The 13,146-nt window shown below is 72.0% G+C and carries 11 protein-coding genes; 7 read left to right on the top strand and 4 right to left on the bottom strand.

Annotated features, from left to right (window positions below; translation table 11 throughout):
• Positions 1-298: 298 nt before the first annotated feature.
• Complete coding sequence (locus AC1UE4_RS18650; protein ID WP_482918808.1) at positions 299-1,405, top strand: sigma-70 family RNA polymerase sigma factor; 1,107 nt, start codon at positions 299-301, stop codon at positions 1,403-1,405.
• Positions 1,406-1,471: 66 nt separating this feature from the next.
• Here AC1UE4_RS18650 and AC1UE4_RS18655 read toward each other — a convergent pair whose 3' ends face one another.
• Positions 1,472-4,231, bottom strand: coding sequence for an OmpL47-type beta-barrel domain-containing protein (locus AC1UE4_RS18655; RefSeq protein ID WP_482918809.1), 2,760 nt, complete (start codon positions 4,229-4,231; stop codon positions 1,472-1,474).
• Positions 4,232-4,309: 78 nt separating this feature from the next.
• On the opposite strand from AC1UE4_RS18655, the gene AC1UE4_RS18660 reads away from it, so the two are divergent.
• Positions 4,310-5,191 (top strand): NAD(P)/FAD-dependent oxidoreductase, encoded by an 882-nt coding sequence (locus AC1UE4_RS18660; RefSeq protein ID WP_482918810.1) that lies wholly within the window; start codon positions 4,310-4,312, stop codon positions 5,189-5,191.
• A 92-nt stretch (positions 5,192-5,283) separates the two neighbouring features.
• The gene (locus AC1UE4_RS18665; protein WP_482918811.1) at positions 5,284-6,423 is read left to right on the top strand and encodes a type IV pilus twitching motility protein PilT; all 1,140 of its coding nucleotides are present in this window, start codon (positions 5,284-5,286) and stop codon (positions 6,421-6,423) included.
• On the opposite strand, the gene AC1UE4_RS18670 is transcribed toward AC1UE4_RS18665, so the two are convergent.
• Positions 6,420-8,414 carry a hypothetical protein gene (locus tag AC1UE4_RS18670; RefSeq protein ID WP_482918812.1) on the bottom strand — a complete coding sequence of 665 codons (1,995 nt, stop codon included), beginning with the start codon at positions 8,412-8,414 and terminating at the stop codon, positions 6,420-6,422. The two genes, AC1UE4_RS18665 and AC1UE4_RS18670, sit on opposite strands and share 4 nt — an antisense overlap.
• Positions 8,415-8,475: 61 nt before the next feature.
• Here AC1UE4_RS18670 and AC1UE4_RS18675 point away from each other — a divergent pair, with 61 nt between their 5' ends.
• Positions 8,476-9,192 carry an AIM24 family protein gene (locus tag AC1UE4_RS18675; protein WP_482918813.1) on the top strand — a complete coding sequence of 239 codons (717 nt, stop codon included), beginning with the start codon at positions 8,476-8,478 and terminating at the stop codon, positions 9,190-9,192.
• 61 nt (positions 9,193-9,253) lie between these two features.
• Complete coding sequence (locus tag AC1UE4_RS18680) at positions 9,254-9,616, top strand: winged helix-turn-helix transcriptional regulator (RefSeq protein WP_482918814.1); 363 nt, start codon at positions 9,254-9,256, stop codon at positions 9,614-9,616.
• Here AC1UE4_RS18680 and AC1UE4_RS18685 read toward each other — a convergent pair.
• On the bottom strand, positions 9,562-10,134 hold the full coding sequence (locus AC1UE4_RS18685) for a cupin domain-containing protein (protein WP_482918815.1): 573 nt from the start codon (positions 10,132-10,134) through the stop codon (positions 9,562-9,564). The genes AC1UE4_RS18680 and AC1UE4_RS18685 overlap by 55 nt on opposite strands.
• Before the next feature lie 81 nt (positions 10,135-10,215).
• Here AC1UE4_RS18685 and AC1UE4_RS18690 point away from each other — a divergent pair, with 81 nt between their 5' ends.
• A complete protein-coding gene (locus AC1UE4_RS18690) occupies positions 10,216-10,665 on the top strand; it encodes a MarR family winged helix-turn-helix transcriptional regulator (protein WP_482918816.1) in 450 nt (149 codons plus the stop codon).
• A gap of 116 nt (positions 10,666-10,781) precedes the next feature.
• Positions 10,782-12,029, top strand: coding sequence for a hypothetical protein (locus AC1UE4_RS18695; RefSeq protein WP_482918817.1), 1,248 nt, complete (start codon positions 10,782-10,784; stop codon positions 12,027-12,029).
• Here AC1UE4_RS18695 and AC1UE4_RS18700 read toward each other — a convergent pair.
• Complete coding sequence (locus tag AC1UE4_RS18700; RefSeq protein ID WP_482918818.1) at positions 12,026-13,135, bottom strand: ArsA family ATPase; 1,110 nt, start codon at positions 13,133-13,135, stop codon at positions 12,026-12,028. The genes AC1UE4_RS18695 and AC1UE4_RS18700 overlap by 4 nt on opposite strands.
• Positions 13,136-13,146 lie beyond the last annotated feature (11 nt).

The raw sequence follows: 13,146 nt of genomic DNA on the forward strand, positions 1-13,146 counted from the left end.
GCCGCGGCTGCTCGCCGTGGGGCTGTCTCCCCGCTTCGCGCTGCGCCTCGTACGGCGCGCGCGGGGGAGGTTGGAGAGAACCTCGCGCTGAGTGTCGTCGGCCATCGGCCGATCATCGTGTCAGACGTTCAACAGAAGCGCCTCGACACCGACACGCTTGTTGACTTCGATCTTCGTACCTTCCAGACTGAGGCAGCCAGTTTCGGGCAGCTGCAGCGTTACCCTGCAGTAGGCGCGGAAAGGCTCCTCGGAGGAACTCCACGAGCACGGGTGACGAGCCCGGCGGAAACGGAACTTCATGTCAGTCGCAGATCTCCAGGAACTCGAAGAGGTCAAGAACCTCCTGGCGCGTGGCCAGGAGCTCGGCGTGCTCACGTTCGCGGACGTGAGTCAGGCCCTTGCCGAGCTCGACGTCGACGAGTCCGACGTCGAGGAGCTCCACAGCTTCATCGAGGCGTCCGAGATCGAGCTGGTCGAGGAGATCGACCCGGCGACCACCGCGGCGAACGCCGTCGAGCGCGCGCCCGACAAGCGCGGCGCCCGGCGCAAGTCCAAGGCGCAGGACATCTTCCGCCCGGACATGACCACCGACTCCCTTCAGCTCTTCCTGAAGGACATCGGCAAGGTCCGGCTCCTCACCGCGCAGGAGGAGGTCGACCTCGCGAAGCGCATCGAGCGCGGCGACCTCGACGCGAAGCAGAAGATGGTCGAGTCGAACCTCCGCCTCGTCGTCTCGATCGCGAAGAACTACCGCAACCAGGGCCTGCCGTTCCTGGACCTCATCCAGGAGGGCACGCTCGGCCTCGTCCGCGCCGCGGAGAAGTTCGACTACCGCAAGGGCTTCAAGTTCTCCACGTACGCGACGTGGTGGATCCGTCAGGCGATCGCCCGCGCGCTGGCCGACAAGGCGCGCACGATCCGCATCCCGGTCCACGTCGTGGAGAAGCTGAACAAGATCGGCCGCGCCGAGCGCAAGCTCGTCACCGAGCTCGGCCGCGAGCCCTCCAACGAGGAGATCGCGGAGGCCACCGGGATCGACCCCGAGGAGGTCGACTCGATCAAGCGCTCCGCCCAGGCGCCGGTCAGCCTCGAGAAGCCGGTCGGCGACGAGGAGGAGTCGGAGTTCGGCCAGTTCATCGCCGACGAGCGCGCCGAGTCCCCGTACGAGCGGGCCGCGGAGATCCTCACCAAGGAAGCGCTGCGCGAGGCGCTCGAGAACCTGAGCTACCGCGAGCGCCGCGTGCTCGAGCTGCGCTACGGCCTCGGGGGCGAGCACCCCCGCACGCTCGACGAGGTCGGCCGTACGTTCAACGTCACGCGCGAGCGCATCCGCCAGATCGAGAACCAGTCGCTCAAGAAGCTGCAGTCGCTCGCCGAGGCGCAGAAGCTTCGCGACGTCGCCTAGCCAACGCGCCGCGACACCGCACCGCCTTGTTCGAAGGGCCCCGGCAAGCCGGGGCCCTTCGTCGTCCTAGCGGCGGGTGAACGGGATCCGGAACGCGCGCTTGGCGGCGGGCGACCGGTTCCCCGCGGCGTCGGCGACGGTCAGCTCGAAGCTGTACGCGCCGGCCGGCAGCTTCGCGAGCCGCGAACGCAGCTGCACGACGTTGGTCCGGCCCGCCGGGACGGGCAGCTCCACGCGCAGGCTCGGCGCCGCGCCCCGGCCGCGCCACCGCAGGCGGCGGATGACGATCGTCGCGGTCGACGCCTCGTTGACCGAGAACGTCAACCGGCCGCGCCGCAGGTGCACGTCGGACAGGTCCGGCGCGAACCGATCGGCGAGCAGCGAGGCGGAGCCCGGGACGCCACCGGTGCCGCCCGTGCCGCCGGTGCCGCCCGCGCCGCCCGGCCCCGGCGGAACGAGCGCGCCATCGGTCACGACCGGCACGACGGGCGCCGGCGCCGCCTTCGTCACGACGACGGTGACGGTCGCCGACGTCGACTCGAGCGCATCGCCGTTCTTCACCCGGTACGTGAACGAGTCGGTCCCCGTGAAGCCGGGCGGCGGCGTGTAGCGCAGGCCGCCCGGCGTGCTCGCGACCGTCCCGCCCTGGAGGGACGCCGGCGTGAACGTCAGCACCGACAGCGCGCCGCCGGCCGGGTCGAGGTCGTTCGCCAGCACCGCGACGTCGACTGGCTTGTCCTGCTCGGTCGACGCGCCGTCGTCGACGGCGACCGGCTTGCGCGAGATCGTCCAGCGGTACTGCGCGGCGGGCGCCTGCACGTTGCCGACGGCGTCGACCGCGCGCACCTCGAAGACGTGCTCGCGCTCGGATCCGAGGTCGACGAGCGTGTGCGGGCTCGTGCAGAGGACGAACGCGCCGCCGTCGAGGCTGCACTCGAAGTGGTCGTTCGCGGCCGGCCCGGCATCCGTCGCCTCGAACGCGAACGTCGCCGTGAGCTCACCGGTCGCCGTCGGCGGCTTCTGGGTGAGCACGGCAGTGGGCGCCGTGCGGTCGATGACCCACGTCACCGAGGCCGGCGTCGGATCGACGTTGCCCGCCGCGTCGATCGCCCGCGCGCGGACCGTGTGCGACCCCTCGGCCAGCTCGGCGAGCTGCAGCTGCGCCGCGCAGGGGCCGAACTCGCCATCGTCAAGCGCGCACTGGCGGCTCGCCACGCCGGACCCGCCCGGATCGGAGCCGCCGACGTCGAACGTCGCGGTCGTCTCGCTGGTGGGCGACCCCGGCCCGCCGCCGAGCGTCGTGTCCGGCGGCACCGTGTCGACCCGCCACGTCCACGACTCGGGCGTCGTCTCGACGTTGCCCGCGACGTCGCGCGCGCGGGCGTTGAAGGTGTGCACGCCGTCGGCGAGCCCGTTCACGGTCGACGGGCTCGCGCACGCGGCGAACGCGGCGCCGTCGAGCCGGCACTCGATCTCGTTCACGCCCGAGGTGGCGTCGGCCGCAGCCCAGGTGAACGACGCCGAGGTCGCGTTCGTGTTGGCGGGCGGCCCGCCGGTCTTCGTCGAGTTCGGCTCGGTCGCGTCGACCTTGATCGTCGTCTTGAACGTGCCCGGCGGGTTCGTGTTCCTCGCGACGTCGGTCGCTTGGCAGCCGAGGTCATGGATCCCGTCGTTGGTGAGCGAGAACATCGCTATCCCGCCGTTGATCCAGCTCAGCGCCGGACCCGCCGAGTCGGTGCAGTTGATGGCGATGACGCGGTCGCCGCTGCCCACGTCCGTCGCGCGCGCGGAGAACGCCGCGGGCCGCACCACGTACCAGCCGTCGCGGCCCGTGGGGTTCGTGGTGAACACCATCGACTCCGGCGGCGTGGCATCGACGATGCAGGTGATCGGCCACGAGAGCGGCGACTCGTCGGGGTCGTTCGACGTCAGCGTCAGCGTCGCCGTGCGCGTGCCCTCGGCGCCGCTGCCGTTGCAGGCGACGTACAGGATCGAGACGGCGTCCGGGAACGCCCCGATCGTCCTGGGGAAGGTGTACGGCGTCCCGGCGACCGTGCCCGGCTCGCCGGCGAGCAGCGAGAACGACGACGCGTTCGGCCCGCTGAACGAGGCGCCCGTGAGCGTCAGCGTCTGGTTGCCCGAGTTCTTGATGGCGATCGTGTTGAAGCTCGTGCCGCCCGGCTTGGCGTACATGTCCGACAGCCCCGCCGGCGGAACCGGGTTCGGCACGATGTCCGGACCGCACTTGAGGTTGTCCTCGACCTTCAGCGTCAGCGTCTTCTGCGGGTTCAGCTGCGTCGACCACCCCGCCTGCGAGTTCAGCTGGGTGAGGACCGTCTTCGGCGTGCTGTTCTGGACGAGCCAGCTCGTCGTCATCGTCAGCGGCTTGAACACCGCCCAGTAGCTCGTGCCGCCCGTGAGCGCGCCGGCGCCGCCTCCCGGGACCCGCTCCATGCAGATCGGGCTCGCACCGGTCTCCGAGAACGCCCGGCCACGGAACGTCGCGAGCACGGTCGAGCCGGGGATCCCGCCCACGTTCGGGCGGAGCGTGATCTCGATGTCGCCCTGCGTGAACCCGCCCTGGTTCGTCGCGTTCGTCTGGGCGAGCAGCGACACGAGGTTCGCCGTCCCCGACTTCACGGGGGAGAAGGCCTGCGCGACGAGGTCGGTGCCCTGCGGCTTGACCTCCGCGGTGGCCGCGTTGGTCCCCGAGTTCGTGGTCGGCAGCTCCAGGGTGGAGAAGAGCGCGTCGGCGCCCGCGGAGGGCGCGAAGATGGCGAAGGCGGCAGCGACGAGCGCCGCGGTGAACGCAGGACGGGTGGTCACCGGATGACGTTCTCAGAACTGGAGCCGCCGTTCCGACTGACCGTCAGCCCCACCCGCACTCCGTAGGCTGCCGCGCCAGTGGCTGACGTGGTCGTCATCGGCGCGGGGATCGTCGGCTGCGCGGCGGCGGCGTTCCTCGCCGAGGGCGGGGCCGCCGTCGCGGTCGTCGATCCGCATGGCGTCGCGGCCGGCGCGTCCGGGCGCAACAGCGGCGTGCTGCAGGACCCGCTCGACCCCGCGCTCTCCGCGGAGTTCGCGCGGTCGCTCGAGCTCTACCGGACGCTCGACGGCTTCACGCTGCGCGACGAGCCCGACGGCATCCTCCTGCTCGGCCGCAGAGACCCGGCCGGCATCCCGGTGCGGGCGGAGGCGGTCGATGACGCCCATGAGCTCGAGCCCGTCGTGCGGCCCGGCATCCCGGCGGTGCGGGTGAACACCGGCTGGGCGATCGGGCCGAAGGCGGCGACCGAGGCGTGGTGGGCCCGCGCCGAACGGGCCGGCGCGACGCTGCACGCCGAACCGGTCGAAGCGGCGAAGACGCTGATCGCCACCGGCGCCTGGACCGACGGCGTCACGCCGCTGTGGGGCGTCACCGCGGGCATCGGCGCGCACTCGACCCACGTCCTCGAGGAGGCCGGCGTCGAGGCGATCGCCGCGGGCGCGACGGGCGAGATCTTCAGCCTGGTCGGCGGCGTGCTCGGCTCGACGTTCGACCGCGACGAGCCGGACCCCGCCGCGCGCGTCGACGACATCGTGCGGCACGCGCAGCGCTTCCTGACCGACGTCGGCGAGATCAGCTGGAGCAGGGCATGCCCCCGGCCGCAGACGGCTGACGGCCGCCCGCTCGAACGGCGGATGGACGAGCGCACGTGGGTGTGCGCGGGGCACGGCCCGTGGGGCATCTCGCTCGGTCCGGCGGCCGCCGAGCGCGCGGCCCGGGAGATCCTCAGCGGCGACTGATCGGCTGTCGGCGCGCCAACCGCGGGTCGATCGTCCAAGTGCTCCGAAGTCGCGCTCAGGTCGCGCGCGGACCGGTCGACTACGGGAAGGCCATGCTCGACGTCGACGCCTGCCTCCGCCATCTCGTTGAAAGCGGAGGGTCCGACCTCCACCTGAAGGTGCCGTCACCGCCGCTGTGCCGTGTCGACGGCGAGCTGGTTCCCGTTCCGGGCACCGACCGTCTCGTTCCCGCGGACACCGAAGCGGCGGTGTTCCAGATGCTGAACGACAAGAAGAAGCTCGAGGAGTTCGCCGAGGAGCGCGAGGTCGACTTCGCCTACGCGATCGAGAGCGTCGGCCGCTTCCGCGTCAACGCCTTCCACCAGCGCGGCTCGATCTCGGTCGTCTGCCGCGCGATCCCCTTCACGATCCGCACGATCGAGGAGCTCGCGCTGCCCCCGGTCATCCGCGACCTCGCCGACGAGGAGCGCGGGATCATCCTCGTCACCGGTACCACCGGCTCGGGCAAGTCGACGACGCTCGCGGCGATGATCGACCACATGAACACCTCGTTCTCGCGGCACATCGTCACGATCGAGGACCCGATCGAGTTCCTGCACCGCGACAAGACCTCGATCATCAACCAGCGCGAGGTCGGCCAGGACACGCACTCCTTCAAGCGCGCGCTGCGCCGCGTCCTGCGTCAGGACCCGGACGTGATCCTCATCGGCGAGATGCGCGACGAGGAGACGGTGCACACCGCGCTGAGCGCCGCGGAGACCGGCCACCTCGTCCTCTCGACGGTCCACACCGTGGATGCGCCCGAGACGATCAACCGCATCATCGACTTCTTCCCGCCGCACATGCACCAGCAGGTGCGGGCGATGCTCGCCGGCACGCTCAAGGGCGTCATCTCGCAGCGCCTGGTGCGCGCGAACGACGGCGGCCGCGTCGCGACGTGCGAGATCCTCCGCATGACCGGCCGCGTCCGCGACATGATCATGGACCCGAAGCAGACCGGCCAGCTGCCGGAGGTCATCGCGGACGGCGCGTACTACGGCATGCAGACGTTCGACCAGGCCCTCTTCGACCACGTGAAGGCCGGCCGCGTCGAGGTCACCGAGGCGACGCGCGCAGCGACGAGCCCGCACGACTTCAAGCTGCTGCTCGCCGCCGACGGCCGCCGCGGCACGACGATGGACGACCTGTACGACTCGCAGTCGAAGCAGCCGTCCTCGTCGCAGGTCTACTAGGCGCTACACGGCGCTCCGCCGCACACGTCGACGATCCGCCCGCCGGGGCGGAGGAACAGCGACTTCTGCAGCCGCGCGAGCTTCGACCGGCGCGGGAACTCGTGCGGGTCCTCGCCCTCGCGGTTCGGGACGTTCCCGGCCGGCGCGGGCGACGTGCGGTGCGTGTCCCAGAACACGACGCCCGAGCCGTCCGACGACTCGCCGAGCGGCTTGACGCCCCAGAAGGGCTTGGACTCGCGCTCGGGGTACGGGCGGTCGCGGAAGCGCGGCCGGTCGTCGCCGAGCAGCGGCCGGTGCACGCGCGCGCCGATCGTCCGCGCCTCGACCTCCGTCGTGACGTCCGCCACCTGGTGGTCGCCGAAGCCGACGTGCAGCAGCACCTGGTGCGACGGCGTGTTCGGCAGCGGGTCGCTCGTCATGTGCGCGGCGTAGCCGTTCGGGTCCGCGCGGTCCCACAGCATCTGCATGAGCGCGAACACGACCTGCCGCTCGCTCTCGTCGGGGTAGTTGTCGTAGAGGCCGAACGGCGTCTCCACGCCCTCGACGTTCCCCTCGGCGTACGTGTCGAAGTCGACGCTGCGCGACAGCAGCGTCGAGTAGTTCATGCCCGGCACGCCGAGCGTCGCGCGGCGGAAGTCGGGGGCGATCGCGGTCAGCGCGCCGCCGTAGATGCCGCCCTGCGAGTTGCCGTCGTAGTACAGCGCGGTCGTGTCGATCTTGTCCTGGAACGCCTTCGCGAACCCGTCGGGATGGATCATCGCCCGGCCGAGGAGCAGGAACCCGAGGTAGCCCTGCTGCACGTGGTCGACGAGCGTGGGGAACCGCGAGAGGTCCTGCAGCACGGTGACCGCGTTCGGGACGTCCTTCGTCGCCATCCCGTTCCAGTCCACCGCGCACGCCATGAAGCCGTGCTCCACCTCGAGGTCCTTGAGCTGGCCCTGGTCGATCTCGCCCTGCGACCCGAACAGCCCGTGGCCGTAGAGCGTCGGGCGCAGCTTGCCGTCGACGCGCGGGATCGTGCATGTGAAGTCGTAGGCCGTGGTGTTGCCGGGCAGCTGTTGGGGGAGCCCGTCGCCGCCGAGGCGGAACTGCGAGCCGGTCGGGCAGCCGGGCAGATCGAGGAAGCAGGGCACGACGAGCTTCCCGCGGATCTTGCGGGCGATCGGCCCGTCGGGGTAGTCGACGATGCCGTCCTGCTCGCCGAGCAGCTCGGGCAGCTGGCTGCTGTCATCCGGCAGATCGGGGTTGAGCGTGTAGGCCGGGACCGCTCCTTCGATCTTCCCGTCGGCGAGGTTCGCGTCGCCGAGCTGCGCGAACGCGCGGTCGCGGATCGACAGCATCCGCCCGGTCGTGCTCGCCGCGCTCGCGACCGTGAAGTCCCACGCGAGGTAGAGGCCCTTGGTCGACACCTTCGCGCGCCGCAGCACCCGCCGGACCGCGCCGGCGTCGCGCGCCGCGCCGAACGGCTCGTCGCTCGTCAGGCGCTTGCCCGACGCGTCGCGCAGCCCGCGCAGCGCGACGACGATGCGGTGTCCCTCGGGGAAGTTCTTCGCGGGCCGCACGATGAGCACGCGGTCGGCCGGGTCCTCCGGGTTGACGTCGAGCTCTGCCCACACGAGCTGGCGCTTGCCGGTGTCGGCGTCGAGCACCACGACCGGCGAGCTCGCGGTCAGCGAGCGGGCCGGATCGTCGATGGGCGGCAGCGCGCTCGCGCGATACGCCTCGAGCGTCTCGAGCCCCGGCACCTTCGCGAGGATCGCCTGGCCGGGGCTGAACCCGTCGGCGCGGTTGAGGTCGGTGACGTCGATCGGCCGCCCGAGCCGGTTCTTCGGCACCTCGTCCTGCGGCAGCGCGATCTGCCGGCCGGTCGGCGTGTCCGCCTCGACCGTGTACGCGTCGTTGGGGAACGGGAGCAGGGACGCGTGCGCGGCGGGCGCGAGGCCGAGGACGGCGACGGCAGCGGCGAGCGCGAGCGGGGACAGACGCCTCATGCGTCACATGAACGTCCATGTTCTTGAGTTCTGGCGGTTCTCCCTGAAAGGGTGGTCGCCTATGCAGACGACACTCGCTCAGTACAACGAGACCCAGGCGACCGAGAGCTTCGCGCTCCAGAACTCGAAGCTGCTGAAGGTGCGGCTCAGCCAGGAGACGATCCAGGCCAAGCTCGGGTCGATGGTCGCCTACCAGGGCGAGGTCTCGTTCGAGCACGCCGGCTCGGGCGGCCTCGGCCGGATGCTGAAGAAGGCCGTCACGGGCGAGGGCCAGTCGCTCATGAAGATGAGCGGCAGCGGCGAGGTGTTCCTCGCCGACCAGGCCCAGGACATCCACCTCATCTACCTCGAAGGCGAGAAGATCACGGTCAACGGCCCGAACCTGCTCGCGTTCGACGCCGACATCGACTGGGACATCGAGCGCGTCCAGGGCGCCAGCGGGATGATGGGCGGCGGCCTCTACAACACGTCGTTGCAGGGCACGGGCTGGGTGGCGATCCTGTCCGACGGCCCGCCCGTCCTGCTCAACGTCGCCTCGGCGGCGACGTTCGCCGACGCGCAGGCCGCGATCACGTGGTCGCAGGGCGTGTCGACCTCGATCAAGACCGACTTCAAGATGAAGAACCTCATCGGGAAGGGCTCGGGCGAGTCGGTCCAGATGGCGTTCAGCGGCCAGGGCTGGGTGCTCGTGCAGCCGTCGGAGGGCCGCATCACGGCCGCGCAGCTGCAGGGCTCGTCCTCGAGCGGCGGCGGCCTGGGCAACCTGCTCAACGGCTGAGGTCCGCGGGCCCTCCCGCCCCGCGGGAGGGCCTCGCTTCACGTTGTATAGTTATGGGGCGATGCCGGTTGATGAGAGCTGCCCCGTCTGTCGTACCGCGGACATCGTCTGCGGCAAGTGGACGCTGCTCCTCGTGCGCGAGCTGGCCGAGGGCTGCTCCCGCTTCTGCGAGCTCGAGCGCTCGCTGACCGGCATCAGCCCCCGCACGCTGTCTCTGCGCCTGCGGGCCCTCGAGGAGGAGGGCATCGTCGAGCGGCACACGTTCCCCGAGGTCCCGCCGCGCGTCGAGTACGCCCTCACCGAGAAGGGCCGCGCGCTCCTGCCGATCATCGACGGCATGCGGACGTACGGCGAGATGTGGCTGGGCGCTCAGTGCGGCGCCGAGACGGCGGAGACCCCGTCGGTCGCGCCCGTCGCGGCCTGACGCCGCCGCAGCCGCGCGACCTTCGCCAGCAGGGCCATCGCGATCTGCTGGGCGCGCACCGGCGCGCTCGCCAGGTAGATGACGTCGCGGTGGTCGTCGAGCAGCTCGGCCATGTCGAGCAGCCGCGGCATCCCGTTCGGCTTCGTGCGGCCGGCGTGCGCGAGGCCGACCCAGTAGTCCTCGAAGAACGCGTCGGTCGTCAGCGCGGGCTCGAGCGTCACGCTCATCTCGAGGTCGTCCAGCGCCGTCCACACGTGCGGCACACCGGCGGGGATGACGGCCACGTCGCCGGCTCCCAGCACGCGCGTCTCGCCGTCCACGACGAGGCGCACGCGACCGCTGCGGATCGTGAAGGTCTCGACCTGCTTCGGGTGAACGTGGGCGGCGGGCGGCGCGCCGCCGCGCGTCGCCCACATCGTCGCCTCCATGATCGCGCCGCCCGTGTCGGCGGCGGTGCGGACGTAGGTGAGCGTCTCGCCGGTCTGCGGGTGGCTGATGGTCTGACCTGTCCGTGGCATGGGCCCCTCCTCGATGAGGCGGATGGTTCGATCGTCGAACTGAAGTAGTTCGATGGTCGCACCATCCGCTAGGCTCGTCAAGTGACCTCGTCGCGGCCGCTCGGCTCACGCAACCTCGGGACCCTGCTGCGCGATCCCTGGCTCGAGCTCAACTCGCGCCTCGTCACCGCCGTCGCCGAGCGCGGGCACGCGGAGGCGCGGCCGGCGTTGAGCAGCGTGCTGCAGCACATCCGCGACGAGGGGTCGCGGGTGACGGAGCTCGCCGAGCGGGCGCAGCTGACGAAGCAGACCGTCGTGTACCTCGTCAACGAGCTCGAGCGGGTCGGGTACGTCGAGCGCACGCCCGACCCGGCGGATGGCCGCGCGAAGCTCGTCCGGCCGACGGCGAAGGGCCGCGCGGCCGTCGAGGAGGCGCGCAAGATCGCCGGCGAGATCGAGGAGGAGATCGCGGGGCTCCTCGGCCGCGAGAAGCTCGAGGACCTCAAGGCCCTCCTCACCGACCTCCACGACGCCCTCTGGCCGCCGGAGTGAGAAGGGGGCGCCGTCCCCTCGCGCATCGCGAGAAGCGCCGGGGAGAGGGGGCGGGCCTCGTGGGCGCGTCGTTGCGGCGCGGAGGAGCGGGGCGTCGGGCGGAGAACGACGCCGCCATGCGCCACCGACCGCTGCACACCGCGCTGCGCGCGTACGTCGAGGAGGCGGCCCACGCGCTCTCCGCCGACGTGGCGGCGGGCGCCGAGGTCCCCTTCGAGCTCGAGGCCTCCGGGCCCTCGCGCAGCCGCACCCCGCTCTACTGCTACCGCCCGCTCACCGGCGCGTTCATCCGCGAGCGGCTCGGGCACCTCGCCCGGCTCGCGACCTACCCGGCGGCCGCACGGCTGCTGGCCTCGCTCGATGGCGTCGACGCGTACCTGCGGACGCGCGGGGAGCAGCGGATCCCGCGCGACGCCCGCGACCGCGCCGACGCGGCGCTGCGCGCGTTCCTCGACCGCATCTTCGACGGCTCGACCGACTTCGCGCTCGTCGACGAGCGCTTCACGGCGGCGTACGACGAGCTCGAGGCGCTCGTGGTCGCGCGCAACGAGCCGGTCGCGACGCTCGTCGTCGGCCTGCCCGGCCTGCGGCTCGCCTCCGACGAGGTCGCGCTGAGCGACGGGATGACGCTCGTGCAGCCCGACGGCGTTCCCGACGCGCCCGAGGACGCGCTGTGGCTCGGCGCGCTGGACGACGAGCCGAACACGCTCGCGGTGATGACGCTGGCCGATGCGGCGGCAGCGAACGCGGCACCGGCGCGGTTGCGCAAGCTCGTCCGCGCGCTGCGGCTCTACGACACCGGCAGCGTCGGGCTCGCCCCCGCGGCATGGGTGCGCCTCGACGCCGGCCCGTGGCAGCTCGTCGACCTCGCCGGCGGCTCGCCCGCCCGCTACGGGCCGGCGCTGACGATCGGGCCCGAGCAGGAGGACGAGCTGCGCGCGTTCATCGCGCTCGCCGCGCGGCGGATGCCGCGCCGCGGCGAGCTCGCCTGGGCGCTGCGCAGGTTCGACCTCGCGTGCGAGCGGCCGCGGTCCGACGAGGCGCTCACCGATCTCCTGCTGGCGCTGCGCGCCCTGCTGCAGCCCGACGGCCTCGACAACGCGCTGCTCGGCCGCCGCATCGCCGCGCTGTGCGCGACCGAGGAGGACCGCGACAGGCTGGCGGACCGGGTGGCGCAGGCCGCCGACCTCGAGCGCCACGTCGTCGCCGGGCTGGCCGTGCCCGAGGGCGCGGTCGAGGAGCTCGCGACCGAGCTGACCGAGCACCTCCGCGCGGTCCTCGGCGACGCGCTGTGCGGCCACCTCGACGCCGACCTGCGCTCGGCGGCCGACGCGCTGCTGCAGAAGGCCCCTTCTTCGTTCTAGGCCGGCTCGGCGAACAGGTGGTGGTGGACCTGCGCGAGGCCGTCGACGTCGTGCACGTCGCCGCCGAGCAGCGGGACGATCGTCGGCTCCCGGTCGTCGAGCTCGTGCATGAGCCGGTCAAGTGACGCCTGATCGCGCGCGGCGAGCACCTGCAGCTCGCCGAGCGTGGCGGCGACCTTCTCCGCCAGCTCCTCGCCGAGGTCCCCCGACAGCGACGCGGCGACCTCGGCCGGATCGCCCTCGACCGTGTCGACCTGCATGCGGTTCACGATCAGCCCGCCGAACGGCATCTTCGCCTCGCGCAGCTTGCCGCGGAAGAAGATCGCCTCCTCGACCGGCTCGCGCTCGGGCGAGGTGATGATGAAGAACGTCGTCGCGGGGTCGGCGAGCAGCTTCTTGACGCCGCTCGCGCGCTCGCGGAAGCCGTCGATGAGCCCGCCGAGCGACCGGAAGAAGACGCTGAGGTCCTGCAGCAGGTCGACGCCGGTGACGCGCCGCAGCACGCTGAACACGACGCTCGTGCCCCGGCCCATCACGCGCGCCGCGAGCCCGGTCGGGGCGAGGAACACCTTCAGCGCGCGGCCTTCGAGGAACCCGGTCAGGCGGTCCGGCGCGTCGAGGAAGTCGAGCGCGTTGCGCGACGGCGGCGTGTCGAGCACGAGGACGTCGAAGTCGCCGGACCGGTCGAGGTCGTAGAGCTTCGCGATCGCGGTGAACTCCTGCGAGCCGGCGACCGCGCCCGACAGCTCCTGGTAGATCCGGTTCGCGAGCACCTCGTCGCGCGTCTTCTCGTCCGGGGCGAGGCGCTCGATCAGCTCGTCGAACGTGCGCTTCGCGTCGAGCATCATCGCCCACAGCTCGCCGGTCATCTCGACGCCGTGGCCCTTGAAGCGCTTCGGGTCGACCAGCCGCGGCTCGTTGTCGAGGTCCTCAAGGCCGAGCGAGTCGGCGAGCCGCTTGGCCGGGTCGATGGTCACGACCGCCACCTTCTGGCCGGCCGCGGCCAGGCCCATGGCCAGCGCGGCGGACGTCGTCGTCTTGCCCACGCCGCCCGAGCCGGCGCAGATCACGACGCGCTTGCCCTCGAGCTTCGCGGCGATCGACACGGCGCGCCATG

This window comes from Parviterribacter kavangonensis, from assembly GCF_056863335.1.

What these genes read in the sequence shown, in the direction of transcription:
- AC1UE4_RS18680 (WP_482918814.1), top strand. Translation starts at nt 9,254, where the DNA reads ATGCCGGTTGATGAGAGCTGCCCCGTCTGTCGTACCGCGGACATCGTC.
- AC1UE4_RS18675 (WP_482918813.1), top strand. Translation starts at nt 8,476, where the DNA reads ATGCAGACGACACTCGCTCAGTACAACGAGACCCAGGCGACCGAGAGC.
- AC1UE4_RS18685 (WP_482918815.1), bottom strand. Translation starts at nt 10,134, where the DNA reads ATGCCACGGACAGGTCAGACCATCAGCCACCCGCAGACCGGCGAGACG.
- AC1UE4_RS18695 (WP_482918817.1), top strand. Translation starts at nt 10,782, where the DNA reads ATGCGCCACCGACCGCTGCACACCGCGCTGCGCGCGTACGTCGAGGAG.
- AC1UE4_RS18650 (WP_482918808.1), top strand. Translation starts at nt 299, where the DNA reads ATGTCAGTCGCAGATCTCCAGGAACTCGAAGAGGTCAAGAACCTCCTG.
- AC1UE4_RS18665 (WP_482918811.1), top strand. Translation starts at nt 5,284, where the DNA reads ATGCTCGACGTCGACGCCTGCCTCCGCCATCTCGTTGAAAGCGGAGGG.
- AC1UE4_RS18670 (WP_482918812.1), bottom strand. Translation starts at nt 8,414, where the DNA reads ATGAGGCGTCTGTCCCCGCTCGCGCTCGCCGCTGCCGTCGCCGTCCTC.